This window comes from Flagellimonas sp. S3867, from assembly GCF_014698935.1.
Taxonomy (GTDB): domain Bacteria; phylum Bacteroidota; class Bacteroidia; order Flavobacteriales; family Flavobacteriaceae; genus Flagellimonas.
Genome location: NZ_JACVMN010000002.1, coordinates 544,867 through 568,853, shown reverse-complemented (window position 1 = coordinate 568,853; position 23,987 = coordinate 544,867). Strand labels below are relative to the sequence as shown.

The 23,987-nt window shown below is 39.2% G+C and carries 11 protein-coding genes; all 11 read right to left on the bottom strand.

Going from position 1 to position 23,987, the window contains the following annotated elements:
• Positions 1-52: 52 nt before the first annotated feature.
• Positions 53-2,407 carry an ABC transporter permease gene (locus IAG46_RS10265; RefSeq protein WP_190810264.1) on the bottom strand — a complete coding sequence of 785 codons (2,355 nt, stop codon included), beginning with the start codon at positions 2,405-2,407 and terminating at the stop codon, positions 53-55.
• Positions 2,408-2,448: 41 nt separating this feature from the next.
• Positions 2,449-4,830: an ABC transporter permease gene (locus tag IAG46_RS10260; protein WP_190810263.1), complete on the bottom strand. Its 2,382-nt coding sequence runs from the start codon at positions 4,828-4,830 to the stop codon at positions 2,449-2,451.
• A 20-nt stretch (positions 4,831-4,850) separates the two neighbouring features.
• Entirely contained in the window at positions 4,851-7,271 is a 2,421-nt protein-coding gene (locus IAG46_RS10255; RefSeq protein ID WP_190810262.1) for an ABC transporter permease, read from the bottom strand.
• Between the two features lie 17 nt (positions 7,272-7,288).
• Positions 7,289-9,688 (bottom strand): ABC transporter permease, encoded by a 2,400-nt coding sequence (locus IAG46_RS10250; RefSeq protein ID WP_190810261.1) that lies wholly within the window; start codon positions 9,686-9,688, stop codon positions 7,289-7,291.
• A gap of 45 nt (positions 9,689-9,733) precedes the next feature.
• Complete coding sequence (locus tag IAG46_RS10245) at positions 9,734-12,220, bottom strand: ABC transporter permease (protein WP_190810260.1); 2,487 nt, start codon at positions 12,218-12,220, stop codon at positions 9,734-9,736.
• A 21-nt stretch (positions 12,221-12,241) separates the two neighbouring features.
• Complete coding sequence (locus IAG46_RS10240) at positions 12,242-14,677, bottom strand: ABC transporter permease (RefSeq protein WP_190810259.1); 2,436 nt, start codon at positions 14,675-14,677, stop codon at positions 12,242-12,244.
• A gap of 21 nt (positions 14,678-14,698) precedes the next feature.
• Positions 14,699-17,131, bottom strand: coding sequence for an ABC transporter permease (locus IAG46_RS10235; protein WP_190810258.1), 2,433 nt, complete (start codon positions 17,129-17,131; stop codon positions 14,699-14,701).
• An 18-nt stretch (positions 17,132-17,149) separates the two neighbouring features.
• Positions 17,150-19,522 carry an FtsX-like permease family protein gene (locus IAG46_RS10230; protein ID WP_190810257.1) on the bottom strand — a complete coding sequence of 791 codons (2,373 nt, stop codon included), beginning with the start codon at positions 19,520-19,522 and terminating at the stop codon, positions 17,150-17,152.
• Between the two features lie 21 nt (positions 19,523-19,543).
• The gene (locus IAG46_RS10225) at positions 19,544-21,928 is read right to left on the bottom strand and encodes an ABC transporter permease (RefSeq protein WP_190810256.1); all 2,385 of its coding nucleotides are present in this window, start codon (positions 21,926-21,928) and stop codon (positions 19,544-19,546) included.
• A 42-nt stretch (positions 21,929-21,970) separates the two neighbouring features.
• Positions 21,971-22,666: an ABC transporter ATP-binding protein gene (locus IAG46_RS10220; RefSeq protein WP_190810255.1), complete on the bottom strand. Its 696-nt coding sequence runs from the start codon at positions 22,664-22,666 to the stop codon at positions 21,971-21,973.
• Positions 22,667-22,735: 69 nt separating this feature from the next.
• Positions 22,736-23,986, bottom strand: a complete 1,251-nt coding sequence (locus tag IAG46_RS10215) for an efflux RND transporter periplasmic adaptor subunit (RefSeq protein WP_190810254.1) — start codon at positions 23,984-23,986, stop codon at positions 22,736-22,738.
• Position 23,987: the final 1 nt, after the last annotated feature.

Sequence of the window (23,987 nt, the reverse complement as noted above, 5' to 3'; positions counted from 1 at the left end):
TTTAGTATTTAGTAACAAGTATTAATTTTTATTATCTTTTTAGGATATAGGATTACTCCTCCCGCAACCCATCTACTGGGTTTCTGTTTGCCGCTTGTATTGCTTGGCTCCCCACGGTTAACATTGCCACCAATAAGGCTGTCGCCCCGGCAGCTAGAAAATACCAAACTTTTAGGGGAATATGATAGGCAAAACCTGAAAGCCAATTATTTGCCACTAGATAGGCAATGGGTAGGGCAATTAGAATAGCAACCAACACCAATTTGGCAAAATCACTTGAAAGCATAACCGTAACCTCTGCAACAGTTTGTCCAAGAACTTTTCGAACACTGATTTCTTTTTTTCTTCGTTCGGCAGTAAACATGGCCAAACCAAAAAGACCCAAACAAGAAATCAAGATGGCCATTCCCGCAAAATATTTTGATAGGGTTGCGACACGCTGTTCCGATGCATAAAGAGCTTTATAGTTGTCGTCCAAAAACTCGTATTCGAATTGAAACCCTGGATTAAAGGCCTGATAAAGCCCATTAATTTCTTCAATAGCATCTCTCTCTTTTCCTGCCTCAATTCGAACCATTACTTTGTTTATTTGTGGCATAATGGCCATGAACAAAGGTTCTACTTTATCATGCAACGATTTAAAATGAAAATCCTTAACAACTCCGACTATTTCTATCCTTTGCTCTACAATTTTACCAATAGGATCTTCTAGCCCCATGGCTTTTATCGCAGTTTCGTTAAATATCACTCCTACACTATCCCCATAAGCTCTATTAAAACCACGACCAGCCACTATTTGCATATCCATTGTTTCAATAAAGTCGTAATCCACACCTACAATCTGAAAGCCTATCTCATTTTCTGGATCCATTCCTTCCCATTCCAAAGAAGTACTCCAGTTGTGTCCAATCATGCTATGGGTAGTGCCCGATGCATTTTTAATTCCGGGTAATTTTTTCAGTTCGGCTAAAAATGTTGGCAATTGTTCCTTAATCTTACCTTCTGCCTTAAAATAGACAATGTTATCCTTGCTATACCCTAAGTTCTGGTTTTGGGCAAATTGGATTTGATTGTAGACTACAATAACGGAAACAATCAAAATGATGGAGAGGGCAAACTGCACAACGACCAATCCTTTTCTGGTCCATAATTCCCCTACAGACCTATTAAGTTTACCCTTTAGGACGGCAACCGCATTGAATCCTGAAAGATAAATGGCGGGGTAACTACCTGCCAAAAGGCCTGTAACTATGGTGATGCCCAGTGTTAATACAACAAGATTAAAATCAAACGATAATGCTAATTGTTTCCCTACAATAGTATTAAATCGGGGAAGAAGCAAGGCTACCATAAAAAGGGCAACAAATAATGACATAATCGACATTAAAACAGACTCACCAAGAAACTGAAACAGGAACGTTTTTCGTTTAGCTCCAACAGCTTTCTTTACACCTATCTCTTTTAATCTTTTTGATGCCCTTGCGGTAGACAAGTTCATGAAATTGATGCATGCGATAATCAAAATCAAAATCGCTATCATTGAGAATAACTCAACATATTCTATCCGACCCCCAACCTGTTTTCCGTTTTTATAGGTACCATGTAGATAATGCTCTGAAAATGGAATCAAGACAGATGTTCTGAGGTCATTTTCATTTCTTTCTTTTCTGATTTTTGCTACCTTGGAGTTAAGCGCTTCTATATCGGCTCCCTCTTTCAACAACACATATACCTGAGGACCCGTACTATTCCATGTATCTGTATTGATTGAGTTCCAAGGGGCTTCATCAGTATATGCCTTATCTGATAATGCAAAATCGAATTGAACCGTTGAATTGGAAGGAGCACCTTTAAAAATTCCGGAAACTTGAAATTGACGGTCTTTTTCATACTGGATGGATTTACCAACAACATTGTTGGTAGTACCAAACAGCTTAATTGCCAAATCTTTGGAAATAACGATAGCATTTGGATCGGCAATTATTTTGTTCTTATCACCTTGAATCAACTCATAGGAAAATATATTGAAGTAGTCCTTACTTACGAGCTGCCCCTGAGCTTTGAGTGTATTATCACCCACCGATAAGGTGTGCTTGCCAAACCAACCGGGAAGAATCACCGCCGATGCGTATTCCACTTCGGGCATTTGGGCCACCAAAAACTCGGCCATTGGGGCTGAAGATTCAACCATTGTTTGAATGCCATCGCTGAACTCAACATTTTCGGCTACTTGATAAATACGATCATGATTTTCATGAAATTTATCTACTCCTAACTCATCACTTACCCAAAGAGCAATGAACATTGCACAGGCCAATCCTGTTGACAACCCAATAATATTGATCAAAAAAGAGCTTACATTTCTTTTGATGCTCCTAAAAAAAAGTTTGATGTTGTGTTTTAACATGATTTCTGATTTTTTGATTGATGTCCCGATCATTGCCGGGATTACTCGTCCCTTAGAACGTCAACTGGATTTGCCATAGCAGCTTTAAAGCTTTGCCAGCTCACAGTTGCCAATGCAATTACCATAGTTGTAAAACCTCCAACTCCAAACACCCACCAGCTTATTGAAGTTTTGTGTGCAAAGCCTTCCAACCATCTGGTCATGGAAAACCATGAAATTGGAACTGCTATTAAAAAAGCAATAAGCACCCATTTTATAAAAGCGGTATTCAACAGGGTCATAATTTGACCAATTGTTGCACCATTTACTTTACGTATACCTATTTCTTTGGTTCTTTTGGCCATAGCGTATGCCGAAAGTGCAAAAAGGCCAATACAAGAAAGAATTATTGCCAAAATGGAGAACCAGGTAATCAGTTTGTTTACTCGTTCGTATTCTTTGTAATACGCATTAAGCTTGTTATCAGAAAAGAAGTAGGTCAAGGTAGCATCTGGTAGTAGCGTCTTCCACTTTTCTTGGAGTAGATTGAGCACTTGGAGGCTTGCTCCTTTTTCTGTCTTAATTGTTAAATAGTCCCAATCCGTAAGATTATTCTGGGTAGAGTAAAAATGTGCCAATGGTTGATTATTGTGTTGTGCGCCTTGGTAACTGAAGTCATCTATGACACCAATGATTTTATACTGTTTTCCACTGGCGGACCCTTCACGGATAATTTGTCCTTCCGCTCTTTTAAAACCAAGTTTGTCCATGGCAGTTTTGTTTAAAACCACAGTATTTTCCAGTGATGTAGAATTTTTATCAAAACCTTGGCCGCTCAAAATTGGGATACCGAGAGTTTTAAGATAATTTTCACCAACGTAGGACTTTCTTAAGCTTATTATTGATAGCTCACTTTTGCCTTCAGGATAAAATGAATTGTAGTTTTCATCATAATCCCCTGGAATGCTCCCCGTAAAACCAATTGATGTTACATAAGGACTTGCTTCTATTTCCTTTGAAAGGATATGAAGATTTTTAGAGGCAGCTTCCAGGTCCTTGAACTGCCAATAATCTGTTTGGGCGATAATAACATTTTCTTTGTCAAAATTTGGGTCCTTTTCAATCATAAAATTGACTTGTTTTTGTATCAAAAAAGTTCCAGAAATCAAGACAATGGCAATAACAAATTGAATAACTATGGATGAATATTTGGCGAATGAAGGTTTGTTTTTTGAAAGCACTTTTCCTTGCAGATTTTCAATAAGTTTTCCCCGTGCCCAAATTAAGAAAGGAACAAAAGCCGAAACCAGACCAACGATTAACCATATGGATACCAATACGATTATCAAAAAGGTCAATTCTGATGACTTAAAGATCAGAGTGGTCTCAAATATTGTATTGAAGGATGGTAGTAGTAGGAAATGCATGAGTACTATCCCAAAAAGCAGAGCAACTAGACTTACCAGCATTGACTCTGTCAGGATTTGTTTGAACAGCGAATTTTTATTGGCCCCATGAACTTTTTTTACACCTATTTCCCTTGTTCTCGAAAGCGCATTTGTAATGGAAAGATTGATGAAGTTGACAAGGGCAATACCCATAATCCCCAATGCTATCAGCCCTAATATAATAATCAATGTTTGATTGGATTCAATAGTTGCGTGATAGTCTGCAAAAGGCAATAGATGAAGCTTTGCCGTATTTTTTCCTACGGGAAGAAAATTTTCTGCTACAATTTTTTGAAGTTTATCTTGGATGTTTTTTGGTCGAATACCTTCTTGTAGGACAACGTAAGTTTCAGAAAATGTGTTGTACCAATCATGTACGTCGATGATCCAGGGTGAGAGTTCTTCCCCTGTTTTATAGGAAGCAACAATATCAAATTGTACAGATGAATTTTCGGGAATGTCAACAACGCCTTTTACGGTCATAAAAACATCATCAAAACCTACTTGAAATTGTTTACCCACCGCGGAAGTAGTACCAAAGTACTTTTCTGCCAATGGCTTGCTTATAACCACGCTGTATTTTTCATCTAGAACCCCTTTGGCGGAACCTTCTAAAAAAGGGAAGTTAAATATGGAAAAGAAGCCATTGTCTACATAAAAAATATTTTCGTAGAAGGCTATATTGTTATGGCTTAACCTATAACCATCCCAATCAAAAATTCGTGTTCCATTGGTTACTTCCGGTATTTCCTCCATGATTTTGGGCAGTACCAGACCTTTGGTCTGAATCCCATCACCACCTTCATACCTTTCCTGGACCCTATAGATATTAGCCAAATTCTCATTGAAACTGTTGTAGGTGACATCCTTGTATACATATAAGGATAGGACTAAAAAAGAAGCAATGCCAATACCCAAACCCAAGGTGTTGATTACGAATGTTCCCTTGTTTTTTTTAATGTTTCGTAAGAATAACAATATGTTGTGTTTAAGCATAGCGATTCTTTTTTAATCTCTTATTCATCTCTAAGCGATTCAACAGGGTTTGTGGTAGCGGCTTTAAAACTCTGCCAACTTACTGTTAGTAGTGCTATAGCAAGGGCAGTGAAACCTGCCAAAGCAAAAACCCACCAACTTATAGTTGTTTTATAGGCAAAGCCCTCCAACCATGTGTGCATTGCAAACCAAGAAATAGGAATGGCAACAACAAACGCCAGCCCTACCCATTTTATAAAATCTTGATTCAGCAATTGCAAGATTTGTGTTATGGTTGCTCCATTGACTTTTCTAACTCCAATTTCTTTTTTTCGTTGTATGCAGGTGTATGAGGTCAATCCAAATAGCCCCAATGAGGCAATTAGGATGGCCAATAGGGTAAATATCTGAAAAGCCTTAGCGAACTTTCGGTCCTCGTTGAACAGTGCTTCGAACTTCTGATCTAGAAACGTGTAATTATAAGTGCTAACCGGAAAAACCTGATGCCAAATACGTTCTAGTTTGCCCAGAGCCTTATCCACTCCAGTCATGGTAATGGCTTTTTCATCCAATTTTATAAGAACATTCTGAGTGTTTCTATCGTGCCTGATTATAGTGGGAACCACAGCAGACTTCATACCAAGATGATTGTAATCTTTAACTATGCCACTTACGGTCCAATCCTGTCCCCAAAATTTAATGGTTTTGCCAACAAGGGCATCCATATCTATAATACCCATAAAACGAGCCATTTCTTCATTGACCACTACATTGTTACTCCGTTTTTCAGTGGTTTGCAGAAATGTATCCCCTGCTACAAAATTCATTCCCATCAAATTAAAATAATCAGGCCTAGCTCCATAGTTATACCAAATATGTGTTTCATCGGTGTGTCCATCAGGAAAAGTAAGTCCGAGGTTGGAATTCATGTTGGAAAAATTATCGCCAGGATAAGTGCGGGCACTAGTAGCATCCGCTATATATGGATTTCTTTTCATCTCCTCCAACAGAACGTCAAAATCTTGATAGAATATGGAGTCGTATGCACGGTCTAACACCTGACCATTCAAGGCTATTACCTGATTGAGGTCGGCACCAATTGGCCGGTTTTTTAAATAGTTAATCTGCTTGTTGGCCACAAAGGTGCCGACTAGCAGCACAATGGTTGCTATAAATTGGCAAACGATAAGGCCTTTTCTAAAATCGAGACTGTTTTTTGATGTCTGTACCTTTCCTTTCAAAACTTTGGTCGGGTTGTATTTACTCAATACAAACGCGGGGTAAAAAGCAGCCAAGGAAACTCCAGCTATCAAAATGAAAAAATAGGGTGCTAGAGATTTTAGCGGCACAGTGGCAAAACTTAAGTTTTGCCCAATAAATCGATTAAAACTGGGAAGCAAAATATAGACAGCCATAATTGCCAAGATTATTGCTATGCAATTGATTAAAGCGGATTCCAACAAAAATTGCCATATCAATTGAGGCCTTCTAGCTCCGACTACTTTACGAATACCAATTTCCTTAGCCCGCTCCAAGGATTTACTGGTGGATAGGTTCATATAGTTTATCCAACTTAAAACGAGTGTGATAAAAGCAATAATCGCTAGGAGTTTTACGCTACTGGCACTACCATTTGCCTCAGCTTCATAAGGCTTATTAGAATGCAGGTGAATGTCTTCAATTGGTTCCATATGGTGCTTTTCCTTAAACTCGAACCCTTCAGGAACAAACGCCATTACTTTTTGATTAAGCAACTTTGCATCTGTATTTGGTGCAACTTTTATGTAAGTGTAGTATTCATTTTGATTCCAAGTGAACTTCCAATCGTTCTCAAATATTTTCCAAGTGTGAAATGTTTTAAAGGAAACAAGCAAATCATTTTTAATGTGGGTATTTCGATTGGAATTGTCCATGACTCCAGTGATTGTAAAAGTCACCGAATCATCACCTGCAATTTTAATGGACTGTCCAATTGGATTTCCATCACCAAACAATTTTTGTGCTATGGCTGTACTTAACACTACAGAATAGGGCTCATTAAGCGCAGTTCTTTGATCACCTTTGACCAAACCGCGATCAAAAACATCAAAGTATTCGGAATCTGCCAAAGACCCAACAATACCGTCATAAGGGGTATTATTGTGCATTACCACTAAATTCCGAATTCGTCTGAACCGCACAAAACTCTCAATTTCAGGAAATTCCTCCTTTAACGTAGGGCCACTTACTATATATGCATTAGCATCCCCAGGAACATACTCACCTCCTTCTAAATAATCCATAAAGACCCGATACACATTTTCGGAACCATCGAATTTGTCATAGCTTTTCTCATAATTTACATAGAGCATAATCAATACGAAAGAGGCAATGCCAATGGCCAGACCAAAAATGTTGATAAAGGAATACAGCTTGTTTTTGAGCAAGTATCTTGTGGCGATTTTTAAAAATAGATTAAGCATTGTTCTTTCGGTTTAGATTACTCCGTTCGAAGACTTTTTACCGGATTGGTCTTGGCCGCTCTTATAGCTTGGAAACTCACGGTAACTACGGTAACCAACATGGCACCGATCATTGCAAGGGCAAAGATCCACCATTCAAGAATTACCCGATATGGGTATTCTTGGAGCCAACCATTCATAACATAATATGCAATAGGAACTGCGATAAAACAAGAGACAACAACGAGCTTCAGAAAATCTTTGGAAAGCATATTCCAAACATTGAATACAGAGGCACCCAATACTTTTCTAACGCCAATTTCTTTGGTGCGTTGTTCCGCAACAAATGAGGTAAGTCCAAAGAGTCCAAGACAGCTTATCAGTATGGCGAGCGCCGTGAAAATTCCTGACAACCTACCGATCCTTTCTTCGGCGGCAAATTTTTTGCCGTATTGTTCATCCACAAAATCGTACTGAAATGGAATATTCGGAAAGTGCTCTTTAAATACCCTTTCTATAATTGCAATGTTCTGCTGGGCACTTTGTTTGGGATTCAACCGAAGATTGTAATAACTCGCGTTTTCGTATTTATCAAAAACATACATTCCTTGCTTTACGGGTTCATAAGGTGATTGTGCGATCATATCTTGAACCACTCCAATTATTTTGAGCGGCTCCTCAGGATCTTCATCAGAATCATCTTTGATAAATTTTCCGACCGGGTCTATTATGCCCATATATTTCACCGCTGTTTCATTTAACAACACCGCATTGGAATCTGAGGCGAATTCCCTGGAAAAATCCCTTCCGGCCACTATTTTTAGGTTTAAAGACTTAGCATATTCGGTGGAAACTGCCGTCCAAGCCAAATCTTCTTGGAACCCTTCCGGTTTCCCATCCCAAATAAAGCCACTTCTGTTGGACCAGATTCGAGTGGTTGGACTGCTAGAGGTTGACATTTCAATGGCTGCGCCGGAACCTAAAAACTCACTTCGAATCAAATCGTATTTACCTGAAAAATCTTGGCTGAAAGTGGGAATTTGAACTAAGCCTGCTCTGTCATAACCAATAGGTCGGTTTTTAGCATGATTTATCTGCTGCATTACAATTACAGTTCCGATGATAAAGGCCACAGACACTGTAAATTGAAAAACTACTAGAATTTTTCTTGGAGTTCCTGCATGTTTTCCGGCCTTAAAAGTGCCTTTTAACACATCAACAGGTCTAAAAGAAGAAAGATATAGGGCCGGATAGCTACCTGCCAGTAATGCGGTCAGTAATATGAAGACAAGCGACATGAGCCAAAAAGAAAGATTGCTCCAGGGAAACTCGATTTCTTTGCGAGCTAATTCGTTAAAGCCATTTAATGACAACAAAACAACAAAAACAGCAATGGTAAAAGCAAATAAAACGACAAGGAAAGATTCACTCAAAAACTGATTGATCAATTGCTTTCTTTGTGAACCTATTGATTTCCTAATTCCTACTTCTTTAGCTCTTTTTTCCGATCTAGCTGTACTAAGGTTCATAAAATTAATACAAGCCAAAAGCAATACAAATGCACCAATAATCCCAAACAGCCAAACATATTTTATTCTGCCTCCAACTCGTTTCCCGTTCTCAAATTTTGACCGTAAATACCAATCCTTCATTGGAAGAAGGAATAATTGAGGATTAAATTCCTCGGTATCTTCGTTCAAGTTCTTTTTTACATCTTTTATGGCTGCCGTAATTTTTTCCATGGAAGTGTTTTCGGCAATTTGAACAAACATCTGAAAGGAGTTGTTCCCCCACTGATCCTCAGCGTTATTAACCCACTCCTGAGTGGTTACATACTTTTCCCAAGGCATAAGAAAATGGGCGTCATAAAAGGAAGTATTAAAAGGGATATCCTCATAGACAGCTGTCACCATCATATCATATTGGCTATTTACTTTGATGACCTTACCAATGGGATCTTCACTACCAAATAATGCCTGTGCTGTTTTTTCCGCAAGCATAATGGAGTTTAGTTCCCTAAGCCCATCTTTTTCCCCGCTCAGAATTTTTAAGTCCAGCATTTCTGGAGCATCTTTCTGTATAAAGTTGCCATCTCTGGAAATGCTGTTATCCTTATATTTTAGGTACTGGGAATTGGTCCAAGAAGACATTGCCAAGTGTTTGAAATTATCCATATAGCTTTCTCGGAAAGCCATTTCCAAAGGGCGTGGAATTGCAGGACCAGTTCCCGTAAGATTATTAAAAGTTTGGGATTGCATTACCTGGGCAATCTCATCCTTCTTTTCAAAATAATCGTCGTGCGAAAGTTCATCTTGAATCCAAAGCCCGATGATCAGCGCTACCGCCATCCCTAATGCAAGTCCACCAATATTGATTATGGTATAGCTCTTATTTTTTGTGAGGTTTCTCCAGGCAATTTTGATATAGTTCTTTAGCATGATTCTTCGTTTTTTGATGCTGAAACAAGTTCAGCGCAGGATTGATTATTCGGTTCGTAATGATTCAGCAGGATTGATCAAAGCAGCTTTTAGGGATTGTGCCAAAATTGACAATGTAGCCACGAGCATTACCACTAGTAACGGAACAAGGAACATCCAAAGCCCCATGTCAATTTTAAAGGCATAATTCTCCAACCATTTTTTGGTAATAAAATAAATTAAGGGCAGTGCAATAACACTTGAGATCAATACCAGACTCAACAATTTTTTAGGTATTATGATCAATGCTTGCCCAACTGAGGCGCCCAAAACTTTACGCATACTGATTTCCTTAATTTTTTGCATTGCCATATGGGATCCCATTCCAAAAAGACCAAGAGCTGCAATAAAAATGGCCAAAATAGAAAAGAGCAAACAAATGGTTCCAAATTTTAGATCCGCCTGATATTGCTTGTTGAAATATTCATCAACGAAGAAATGTTTGAGCAGATCATTGGGAAAGAAACTTTTGTATGAAGCTTCTATGTCAGATATAGCCTCCTTTACATTGTTTCCACCAAGAATATTTATGGTGATATAATCGGCGTTGTAATAGTCAAAATAAAGAAAGACCATTGGTTCGTATGCATTCTGAAGCGATTGTTGGTGATAATCTTCGACCACGCCAATTATTTCTGCATTTCTCTCTGTTCTTAACTCAAAGATCATACGCTTGTTAATGGCCTCTTCTGGTTCCGAAAAGCCTAAAATTTTAGCAGCGGACCTATTAATGATTACTCTACTGGTTTTCGAATTTTGGGTGTTGGCCTCCTCGTTGTAAAAATTGGCATCTTGCCTGTTATAATCTCTTCCTGCAATCAAAGCAACACCATACGTTTTAAAAAAGTCATGGTCAACGCTCACATATTTTGCTGCGGATGCTGTTTCCTTAAGATCTTGGGGTTTCCGAATTAAATTACTCCAGGAAACGGGTTTACCTGGGATTTCATTCGATAACGCTACACCTCCAATTTTTGGATTTTGCATCAACTCCCTTTTGAAAGATGTAATCTTATGTTGCATGGTAGAATCGGAATAGATAGGAGCGCTTATCACCAAGTTTTGGTCCGCTTTAAATCCCAAATCCTGGTTTTGCATATAAGAAAACTGATTGTAAACTATAAACGTACCCGCAATCAGCGCAATTGAAATAACAAATTGAGTAATAACAAGGGCTTTCCTTAGGGTGTTGCCCTTAGCTCCATGATGGAAGTTTCCCTTTAGCACCTCGATAGGGATAAAATTGGACAAGACAAAAGCAGGATAGAGACCCGCCAAAATTCCTCCGCCTAAAAATATACCCAAGACGGTTAGCCAAACCTCCCGTTTGGCCCACATTGAAAAGTCCAACACCTCAATTCCTACCAAGGTATTAAAAGGGGACATCAATAAGCTTATGAAGAGGAAAGCCAAGAGCAGGGCCAAAAAATTGATCAAGAGCGATTCATATAAAAATTGCTGAACCAATGCCTTTTTATTGGCACCCACCACTTTCTTTAGACCAACTTCCTTGGCTCTTTCCATGGATTTGGCTGTGGACAGATTAATGAAATTAATAAGTGCTATAGCAATGATGAAACCGGCAACGATAAGCAAGAAATTCAAGGTTCCTCGACTGTTGTTGGCAGAAATCTCTTTGTCGATGTTGGATGTTAAGTGAATATCCTTTACCGGTTGAAGATCAAAACGTGCTTCGAAACCATGTTGGTTCATGATATCACTAAGGTAGTTTTGGACAAAGGCAGGAAACTTAGATTGGATTGCCTGTGGTTCTGTACCAGCCTTTAACTTTACATAACTATAAAATTCGGGCCATACCCAGCTATTGTCAAAATCCCCTTCCCTTGGAAATGTGGCGTAGGAAACTACAATTCCTAGCGGTAAATGCGTGTTTAATGGTATGTCGTCAAATACACCATTTATCTTTAGTTCAAAACCATTGTTAATTTTAATGATCTTGCCCAAGGGGTCCTCATTTCCAAAGAACCGTTTTGCAATCTCCTTGGTCAAAACCACGGTATTGGGCTCTTCAAGCGCATTTGATGGATTACCATGTAGCAGAGGGAGGTCAAACATGTCCAAAATAGCATTGTCGGCAAAGCAAATGTGGTCGTCATTGGCATCCAATTTTATTAAATCACCATTTACATTCTCATAGGATAGAATTATTGTTCCGGATGTAACAATAGATTTATCCACGATGCGAGCATAGCTTTCCACTTCGGGAAAATCCCGTTCCATGGCAGGACCCACTGCGGGATGGTTGGTAGCTACAGTGTAAAAACCCTTATCTCCTAAATTGGAGGTAAGGGTTACACGATATAGATCATCGATATGTGGTATAAACTGATCATAGCTTTTTTCAAATGCGATGTAACGGGCCAAGAGCATAAAAGCGGTTATCCCTATGGATAACCCAAGAATATTGATTCCTGTAAAAAGCTTGTTTTTTAGAAAAAAACGGAAAGCAATTTTAATGTGATTTTTAAACATGATGCTCTCATTTTAAATAGTTTATTCGGTTCTTAGACTTTTGACAGGATTGACCACCGCTGCTTTTATACTTTGATAACTAACAGTAAAAATCGCGATGGTAACGGCCAATAAAGGAGCGATTATAAATACTTCCCATCCTATGGATATGCGATAGGAAAAATCTTGGAGCCATTTATCCATGGCAAACCAACCAATGGGCAATGCCACCAATATGCCAACAGCGACCAAGCGTAGAAAATCTTGGGTCAATTTATAGGTGATTTGGCCCACACTGGCACCAAGCACTTTTCTAACACCAATTTCCTTGGTTCGCTTTTCCGCATTGAAAGCCGCCAAGCCGAATAGGCCCAGACATGCAATTAAGATGGAAAGTGATGTAAAAATGAAAAATATATGACTTAGTCTTTGTTCGGCTTTATAGGTTCTGTTGAAAGAATCTTCCATAAAATAATAATCGAAGGGTTGGCCCGGAGCAAGTTTGTTCCATACCTCCTCAACACCGGCAATTGCGGTCTGAAAATCAGCTGTACTCAATTTAATAGCCATAGAGCCTGCAAAACCTTCAAGGTGTAGGCTAAGTCCTTCGATGTTTTCCCTGAAAGGGGAAAAATGAAAATCCTTAACAACCCCGATAATGGTGTAAAACCGTGCTCCTTCCTGTCCTAGATCAGGAGTATACCTTTTTCCAAGCACTTCCTCTGGGGAAAGCCCAATCGTTGTAACAGCAGATTCATTGATAATTATACTGGTTGAATCGTTTTTAAATCTTTTATCAAAATTTCTACCTGCAATGATCTCAAATCCAAGAGTGGATACGTAATCGTGGTCAACACCCCAAGTTTGCATACTTACCGCCCTTTCTTGGTCGGTTAACCCATCTTCAGGAGCAAAAGTACTATCGCCACGTGAAGAAGGTGTTGGGAAGAAACTACTCAGAGTTACATTTTTGACATAGCCCAGTTTATTTACTTCTTCTTTGAATGAAGCTCTTTTGTTTCCAAGGGTGTATACATCATTAATAATTAGAACTTGGTCTTTTGAAAAGCCAAGGTCTTTATTTTGGATATACTGTAATTGCTGATAAACGACTAAAGTACCCACAATCAGAAATACGGAGATGGCAAATTGGAAAATGACCAAGCCATTTCTCACCCTACTACCCCCCATACTGTTACTGTTCGATCCTTTAAGCACTTCCACGGGAATAAATTTTGACATAAAGAATGCAGGATAACTTCCTGAAAAAAGACCTAAAACTATTCCTGAAACAAATAGTATTAACCAGAAAACAGGGTTGTCATAGGGCATGGAAATATCTTTATTTGCCAAATCGTTGAAGAAAGGGAGGGCAACTATGGCTACAAGAATTGCAACCAGGAGTGCTCCAAAAGAAACCAAACCAGATTCCACTAAAAACTGTCGGATCAAATCGGTCTTGTTTGAACCCAAGGTTTTTCTAACACCAACTTCTTTAGCTCTTTTTAAGGAGTAGGCGGTTGATAGGTTCATGAAGTTTACACAAGCCAAAATCAAAAGAAAGACTGCTATAAAACTTAAAATATAGATTCCTTGGATATTGTTGTTGGGACTTATTTCTGCGACCCTGTCCGAGTTAAGATGAATGTCGGTTAAAGGAATGGTGCTATAAATTAAATGATTGCCCGCGGCCTTAAACTGTTCTTCGGTAATACCGGGCATAAATTGTTGTACTCCGGGAATTACATATTTTCCTAAAAAGTTTCGCAGTGGCTCTTGAATGTCGGCCACATTGGCTGTCGGTATTAATTTGATATAGGTTTGGTAATTGTTACTTCCCCAATTTACAATCCGCGAATCTTCATAACCCGCCATAGACATGAAAATCGTATGGTCCCTTAAAAAAGAGTTTTTTGGTAGATCATCAATAACCCCGGTAACCGTAAATGTTTGGGTATTGTTCAATAGCAAGGTTTGTCCTATGGCATTACCAATATCAAAATGCTTTTCTGCGGCGGTTTTGGTCAGAACTAACGTGTTCGGTGAAGACAATGCTGTTTTTATATCACCGGCCAATAGTTTTATGCCAAACATCTTAAAAAAGGTAGAGTCTACAAAAGTGGATTGCAATTCCTTTACATTAACCTCTGTGCCAGAACGCTTCATGAGCACACTTCCCCTTGTACGAAATCTTGTGGTGAGTTCCACTTCTGATAAATCGTTGCCTATGGCTTCTGCAATCGGAGCGGGAGTAACCGCAAATTTCCGGTCTTCTCCACCAAATTTGATATCTGCATTTATTCGGTGGATGCGATCAGCATCGGTAAACATGGTATCGTAACTCAGCTCGTCAATAATATATAAGCTGATAAGCAGACCTCCAGCTATACCAATGGCGAGCCCAAAAATGTTCAAGAATGCGAAGAAGGGCTGTTTTTTAAGACTTCTCCAGGCTATTTTAAAATGGTTCTTTAACATGATTATTTGTTTTAAGATTGATTAATCTGTCCGCAAGCTTTTAACGGGATTTACCACCGCGGCCCTAATGCTTTGATAACTTACTGTCATAATTGCAATGCTGGTTGCCATAAAAGCCGCGAGTATAAAAACCCATGCACTGATTTCTATCCGATATGAAAAATCTTCCAACCATTTGTTCATTATAACCCATCCAACAGGCAGGGAAATCAGAATGGCCACTCCAACCAACTTTAAAAAATCTTTGGTAAGCCTTACCGTTATCTGACTTACACTCGCACCTAAAACCTTTCGTACGCCGATTTCCTTGGTTCGTTTTTCTGCATTGAAGGCTGCTAGTCCAAAAAGCCCAAGGCAAGCAATAAAAATTGATAAGATGGTGAATGTGATAAAAATTTGTCCTAGATTTTGATCTGCTTCATAGGTGGCGTTGAATGCGTCGTCCATGAAGCGATAATCAAATGGTTGACTAGGGGCAACATCAGTCCAAATGTTTTCAATAGCAGCGATTGTGGTTGAGAAATCACTTGCATTCAATTTGACCGCCATAGAGCCATTTGAGCGTCCTATTTTTAAACAAAGCCCACCAATATCTCGTCTTAAGGATTCGTAATGGAAGTTTTTAATAACACCAACAACAGTTAAGTATTGGGGGTTATCAGACCCTAGATCTCGCGATAATCTCATTCCAAGAGCTTCCTCCGATGATATTCCCAGTATGTCAACAGCGGCTTCGTTTAAGACCATTGCTGTGGAGTCAGCGGCAAATTCTTTGTTAAAATCACGGCCCGCCAAAACTTCAATGTCAAGGGTTGATAAATAATCATGGTCTACATCCCAAACTTGTATATTAATTGCGTTATCCTGGCTCATTTGACCCTCTTTGGCAAAACTGGTATTGCCTCTAAATGAAGGTGTGGGCAAAAAACCAGAAATGGTTGCCTTTTTTACCTGCGCCAATTGCGACACCTGTTCTTTAAATGACTGTAATTTGGGTCCTGCTATAAAAACCTCATCAATGATTAAAACCTGATCTTTGGTGAACCCCAAATCTTTACTTTGAATATAATTGAGTTGTTGATAGACTACAGCAGTGCTAATAATCAATAAAACGGAAATGGAAAACTGAAAAACAACGAGCATATTCCTGACCTTACTTCCACCCACAGTTTTTTCACCCGAACCCTTTAAAACAGATATTGGCATAAATCGCGACATAAAAAATGCGGGATACCATCCAGAAAATAACGCTAAGACTATTGTTGAAACTAACAAGACTATCCAGAACAATGGATTGGCAAATGGAATTTCGATGGCCTTGCCCGCCAAACTGTTGAATAGAGGCAAAACCAGTGCGGCTAAAACCAAGGCAAGTATAAGAGACAAAAAGGAAATTAGACCTGATTCCATTAAGAATTGTCTTAAAAGAGCAACTTTTGAAGAACCCAATGTTTTTCGTATCCCAACTTCTTTGCTTCTTTTTAGGGAATATGCAGTGGAAAGATTCATAAAATTTACACTGGCCAGAACAAGTAAAAACAAACCAATAAAGGAGAGTATATAAATATTCTGAATACTACTATTGGCACTCATCTCGGCTTCCAAATTGGAATGCAAATGAATATCGGTTAGGGGGATGGTACTCAACTTATAGTGGTTGCCCGATGCCATAAATGCTTCTTCGGTGATTCCAGGGAAAAACCTTTGTGCATAAGGGATTATATATTTTCCCATCATGGATTGTAATGGTACTTGAAAGTCCTCTATGCGAGCGTTGGGAGACAATTTTATGAAGGTTGGATAGTTATGGCTTGTCCATTCATCGGTTTGTGCATCCTCCAACCCTGCCATTGCTATGAAAACTGAGCAGTCCCTTAAAAAAGAATTTTTTGGCATGTCGGCTATAATCCCAGTTACGGTATAGGTGCCTGAATTGTTCACTACCAATGTTTCTCCTAATGCATTTGAACTACCAAAGAGTTTCCGAGCAGTTGTCTCTGATATGATAAGTGTATTGGGTTGAGTCAGTGCGGTAGCCTTATTCCCTTCGATAAGCTCTAACCCGAACATTTCAAAAAAAGAAGCATCAACAAAAGTAGCGGCATCTTCCTTGGAGTTTCTTTGGGTGTCGCTTTTTCGTATTAGGGTAGAGCCAAGGGTGTTGAATCTTGTGGCAAGCTCCACTTGTGGAAAATCGGCCACCACGGCATTGGCCATAGGCGCGGATACTTCAGCCATTACACTTTCCGTACCACCAAATTTTACATCTACATTGATTCTATGTATTCTATCGGCATCTTTAAACATGGTATCAAAGCTCAGTTCATCATGGATAAACAAAGCAATAAGCAATCCTCCTGCAATTCCAATAGCAAGGCCTATAGTGTTGAGGCAAGTAAAAAAAGTTTGATTTTTAAGACTTCTCCAGGCTATTTTAATGTGGTTTTTAAACATGACGCTCGTTTTTGATTGTTATTCGGTTCTTAAGCTATTTACTGGATTGGCCATTGCAGATTTAATCGCTTGAAAACCAATGGTCATCAAGGTTACTAATAAGGTCAAAGCACCAGCCAGCCCAAAGGCCCAGACTGGAATATTTATTCGATACGCAAAATCATCTAGCCATTGGCTCATAAAATAATAGGCCAAGGGCGATGCAATCAATATTGCGAGGGCAATCAACTTTAAAAAATCTTTTGAAATCAAGAAGGTGATACTGTTAATGCTTGCGCCCAATACTTTGCGGATACCAATTTCCTTGGTGCGCTGTTTGGCCATAAAGGTGGCTAAACCAAATAGACCTAAGCAGGACAATAGAATGGAGATCATGGCAAAATAGCGAGCCAAAGTGGCTGTTAGCATTTCTGTTCTGTAGTTTGCGGCGTATTCTTCGTCAAGAAAGTCATAGTGCAAGGGGGTGTCTGGCAATACTTTTTCAAAAACGGTCTTCACGGAAGCCAAGCCTTCTTCAGTTTGTGCGGCATCCAGTTTAATCATCAGCTCACCGGCATTTTCGGGCTCTAATAAAAAGACTGTGGGTTGTATAGGCTCATAGAGTGATCTGTTGTGAAAGTCTTTGAGCACCCCTATTATTTGTCTTTGAGCACCCCAGAATTGAATAGTTTTTCCAATAGGATTTTCACCCAGTTGCATTATATCTACGGCTGTTTGGTTAACAACTAAGTTCAATGTGTCTTTTGAACCTTCGCGATAATAGTCACCTTGGTTTAAGGGGATGTCAAATGCGCTTGGGAAGTTATGTGCGGTCCATAACAGGGTAAATTCAATATTCTCCTGCTCTTGGGTTTTTCCAGGCCAGCTAACACCACTACTCGATGCAGGAGTTGCTAGGGGGGAAGGGCCGACCAAAGTAACAGCTTCAATACCAGCAGAAGCTGTCAATTCACTCTTTAAGGCCTGATATTTTTCAGTAATCACTTGGTCCTGATGTATGGATATGATATGATCTTTGGCAATACCTAAATCCTTCTGGTTAACATAATCTATCTGATTTTGAATAACCAAGGCGGAAATAATCAACAAGATGGACAGTGAGAATTGTAATACTACCAAACCCTTTCGCAAGGAGATGGTGTTCTTCTGTTCTTTGCCGGCTCCCTTAAGGGCCTCAATGGGCTTAAATGATGAAATAATCAGGGAAGGATAAGCTCCAGAAAGCAAAGTTGTGAAAGCAAAAACCCCAAAAATAATAATCCATAGTTGCGGACTAGTGATATCAATGGCCAGTTGTTTCCCTGTAAACGTATTTATTGAAGGTAAAAGCAGTACCGAAATCAATAAGCCCATAAAAAAGGCAAGGGAGGTAATTATGGAAGTTTCCATAAAAAATTGCCCAACAAGCATATTTTTCTTAGCTCCAACGACCTTTCGTACGCCTATTTCACTTGATCTTTTGGTGGCGTAAGCTGTAGAAAGATTGATAAAATTAATACAGGAAATTATTAGAAGAAAAATAGCTGCCAAAGTAAATATCCGCACATACTCAATACGTCCACCAGCTACTTTTGCTTGTTCATCAAAACGGTTATGGAGATAATTTTCAGAAAACTTCTGTATGAGAATACCTTCCTTGAACTCACCCGAGATGTTTTCTTGAAAGAGTTTCTCGGTCTTTTTTGCTACCTGTGCTACATCCGCATCTTTACGTAACAAAAATGCACCCTGCATGCCATTGTTTCCCCATTCTAACATCCAGTCATTCTGACTTAGGTGGTGTTGAAAGCCGTAGTAAAAATCGTTTTGAATGGAAGATTGCGCTGGAAAATTCTTGTATACGGCTTCTACAGCAAAATCGCCATTGTCATAAATATGGATAGGGCTTCCCAAAGCTTTTTGAGGCCAGTCATCACCCCAAAACCGTTGAGCCAAACGCTCCGAAATTGCAATAGCTTCTGGCTTTTCATCCAAGGCATTAATATCTCCAACTAGTACAGGAAAAGAGAAGGAGTTGAAAAAGGCGGCGTTGGCAAACGCCCCAGGCGCCCTAAAATCTGTATTTTTAATGCGGAGGTTGTCCTCAAAAGTCCTCCCAAGAGTAATGTATTCTTCAATTTCTGGAAGTTGCTCTTTAGCAGTTTTCAACAGAGGATAAGATATGCCACTATAAACATCCAAAACACCCTCTTCCAACGGAATGGTTCTTTTTACTAAAAAAATCTGGTCATCTTTTTCATGGAATTTATCCATGCTAGATTCATCAAAAACCCAAAGCAGCATTAAAAAGGAAACCGCAATTGCAATGGATAGCCCAATTGTGTTTATGAATAAATACACCTTGTTTTTGAGTAATGTTCGCCAAGCGGTTTTAAAATAATTCTTTAACATGATTGTTCGTTTTTTGATTGGCTATTCGGTTCGTAAACTTTTCACTGGACTGGCCACCGCCACTTTTAAGGTTTGATAACTTATCGTCAATAATGTGATGATCATTATCGATAGTATAGCGAAGGCAAATACCCACCAATGAATTTCTGTTCTATAGGTGTAGCTCTGAAGCCATTGTTCCATTAGGTACCATGCAATTGGAGTAGCAAACACTCCTGCAATCAAAATCAATTTGAAAAAATCTGCTGTGAATAGCGCCAGAATGTTGGCAACGTTACTTCCCAATACCTTTCGAATACCAATTTCCTTGGTGCGCAGGCCAACGAAAAAGAGGATTAAGCCATATAGCCCTAAACAACCGATTAAAATGGCCAGACCAGAGAAGACTTTGGACAATGATAGATAGCGTTGCTCCGATTCATATTGTTCAGCTACCCTTTCATCCAAAAAGTGGTATTCGTAGACATAGTCTGAAAAAGTATCGGTCCAAACCTGTTCAATTTGAGCTAATGTGGATTTGGTATTATGCATGTTTATTTTAAAGGCCAGTTCGTTATACCAATTGTTGTTGGCACCAATGAATATTGGACTTATTTCTTGGGTAAAATCAGCATCATGAAAATTTTTGACCACCCCAACAATGGTAGCTTTGACACTACCGCCACTTGCTTCGATTTTTTTTCCAAGTAATTCTTCTGAAGATGCCAACCCCAATTTTTGGGCAAACCTCTCGTTGACCAGAACTTCACTTAGCGAGTCATTTTTAAAAAAATTCCTACCTGCTATAAGAGGTATATCAAATGTATTTATGAAATCAATGTCTCCGGCCTTTAACTCAATGCTGAATTCTTCAGGTTCTGGTCTATTATGAAATTTTATACTGGTGCCCCAACTACTGTCTGCTCCACCAGGACTGCTCAAACAAGCGGAGGTACTCTGTACCCCAGAAATTTGATTGAAGCGGTCTTTCAGTCCTTGTAACTGTAAGGGTTCCATGTCTTCTGGGATATCAACCATAACTACAGACTCCTTGTTAAATCCTAAATCGGTATTTACAGCATAATCTATCTGCCGTGAGATAATCAAAGTTGCCGCAATAAGTGTAATGGAGATTGCAAATTGGGCCACAACTAACACTTTTCTTGTGGTATTGCCTCCGGTATCATTATGACTTAGTTTTCCTTTTAGTGCCAATACGGGAACAATTCGCGACATTAATATTCCGGGATAGCTTCCGGATAGAAAAGAAACTATGCCCAAAACCAAAATCAGAAATGCAAAGAATCGGATGTTCAGTAAGTGATATACTGATAATTCTATCTGAAAGAGGTCATTAAAAGAAGGAAGAAAAAGAACGGCAAGCCCTACACCAATAAGAATTGCAAAAAGGCTTATTACAAATGTTTCTGATAGAAACTGCCAAAACAAATGCTGTTTAAAGCTTCCCAATACCTTGCGAACTCCAATTTCTTTAGATCTGTAGAATGCTTGCGCCGTAGAAATATTGATGAAATTAATACACGCGATTACAATCAAGAAAAGGCCAATAATACCAAAGACCCATAATAAAACCGGATTAAGACCTCCATAAAGCGGATCAAAGTGCATAATGGATAGTGGCTGTAATCTATAGACGTGCTTGTTCTTGGTTTTGGCTCTATGTTTTTTTGGAAGCTCTAAAAGAGCGGTTTCAATATGATCAATGTTTTGGTTGGGCTTTAATAGCGAAAAACATTGCAGATTGGTGGTAATGCCATTCCAATTTTCCGTAGCAGCAAACTCAAAAAAATCTTCTAAATTTTGAAAAGAAATGAAGACCTCTGTTTTTAAAAAGGAAGTTTTCGGAATGTTCTTTAAAACCCCCGTTATCTGTATTGTTTTGTCATTTTCCAGCACAAAATTCTTCCCTACTACTTCGGCGCTCCCATACATTTTTTGAGCTAGAGCTTCCGTAATAATTGCGGTATTAGGAGCGGAGAGGGAGACTTCGTTACTGCCGTTTAGTAATGGATAGTTGAAGATTTGGAAAAAATCTTCTTCCACAAAGGCCACATTTTGTTTAAACTTGTCAACTTCTCCATTTCTTTCAGAATGCAACACAAAGCCATGTTGCGTAACAATTTTTGCTACTTTTTCAGCGTATTGATAATCTTCCCGAAAAGTTTTAGCAAATGCAGGAGGAACACTAGGATCGTACTCGACTAAATCCCGGTGTTCCTCAGTAACCATACGATAAATTCTATCAGAATTTGCATGGAAATTATCGAAAGATAGGTGGTAGCTCAAGAACAAATAGATGAGAACACTGCTGCCAAACCCAATGGCAAGCCCCAAAACATTTATGGCCGTGAACACCTTCCTTTTTAAAAGGTTTCTCCAGGCGATTCTGATATAGTTCCTAAACATGGTTTCGTTTTTTTGATTGTTGTGATTGATGAATAAACTCGATTATACCATGGCGCCTATTTCCCTATTTTTACTTTCCGTTACAATTTGACCATCGAATAGGTTGACTACCCGGTGTGCATAATGCGAATCTCTATCCGAGTGTGTTACCATTACAATAGTGGTACCTTCTTGATTGAGTTCGGTAAGTAGATTCATGACCTCAATACCATTTTTGGAATCCAAATTACCGGTTGGCTCATCCGCAAGAATCAATTTTGGATTGGTGACCACCGCTCTTGAAATGGCGACGCGTTGTTGCTGTCCACCAGAAAGTTGTTGTGGAAAATGCTTTTCACGATGCGCAATTTTCATGCGCTCCAAAACCGCAGTCACCTTACTTTTTCGTTCAGCTTTGCTCATTTTCAAATAGATCAAAGGCAATTCAACATTTTCGTAAACTGTTAACTCATCGATGAGGTTAAAACTTTGGAAAACAAATCCTAAGTTTCCTTTGCGAAGTTGTGTGCGCTGGCTTTCTTTAAGTCCACTGACTTCGTGACCAGCAAATTCATAGCTGCCATCGGTTGGGTTGTCCAACATTCCAATGATATTCAGCAATGTTGATTTTCCACATCCTGAAGGCCCCATAATGGCTACAAATTCTCCCTCTGCTACGTTGAGGTTAACACCGTTAAGGGCGAGTGTTTCTACTTCTTCTGTTCTAAAACTTTTTTTAAGCTGCTTTATCTGTATCATTTTCTGATTGTTATTCGGTTTGATTTATGTTTTAAAGACATCGTCACTGTACCTTCTGTGACAGTCATTTTATTTTAAGACTATTCTTTCTGCGGTTCCGAAACTGTCATAGTTGCTAGTAATTACGGCTTCACCAGGTTGTAATCCCTCCAATACTTCAAAATATCTAGAGTTTTGTTTCCCGATTCTGATGTTTCGTTTTAAGGCTTCATTGCCATCTGTTCCAACTACAAAAACCCATTGTCCTCCCGTACTTTGGAAAAACCCACCTTTTGGCAATAACAAAGCATCACTAGAGGCACCTAATTGCAATCTTATGTTGTAGCTCTGACCTGCTCTGATGGTTTCGGGTTTTTCCCCGGTAAAAACTAGGTCCACCTTAAATCTACCGCTTCGAACTTCTGGATAAACTTTTCGCAACCGAAGTTCATATTCCTTATCGTTTCGCTCCAAAGTTGCAGACAGATCTCGTTTAACACGGTCAATATAATGCTCGTCTATTTCCGCTTCTATTTTAAAATCGGTTAGGACATTGATTTGTCCAATACGCTCCCCTTGTGAAATGTTCTGTCCAATTTCGGCGTCCAAAAAGCCCAATTGACCATCGGCAGGAGCCCTAACATTCAAGTGGTCTAGACGTTCATATACCATGGACAATGTTTTTTTCATTCGAGAAAGATCCGTGTCGAGCCCGGCCAATGAGGTTTTCCTCATTTCGTTGTCTTGCTCAGTCTGAAGCTTCACAATCTCATGTTGTTTTATGGAAAGCTCATAATTTTCCTTGGACAAAAGATATTCCTCCTTGGATATAAGTTCCTCCTTGTATAAAGCTTCATTCTGTTCGTAGTTTCGCTTTAAGCGTTGCAGGTCATATTCGGCAGTGGCCAAAGATCTTCGTCCTTCAACTTGTCTTGAATCGAAATTAAGTCTGGTGGAGCGCAGATCATTCTGCTTTAGGGCCAGATTACTTTCACTGGCTAAAATCTGTTCATACAGGCCCATGTTTTCCAATTTTAGGATGATATCTCCTTTTTTGACCATGGTTCCTTCCTCAATCAGTTTTTCAGAAACCCGTCCGCCTTCATAGGCATCCATATAAATTGTGGCAATTGGCGCAACATTACCATTAATGGTAATATAATCATCAAACTTACCTTCGGTAACCTGTGCAATAGAAAGACGTTCTTTATCGGTTCTATAGGTAGAAACAGAACTTGCAAAGATCAACTTGTATCCAGTGAACAATGCCAGCAAGCCCAAAGCTATGTAGCCGTAATGTTTTGGTTTAAGTCCTCTCTTTTTTTCTAATTTTATATCCATG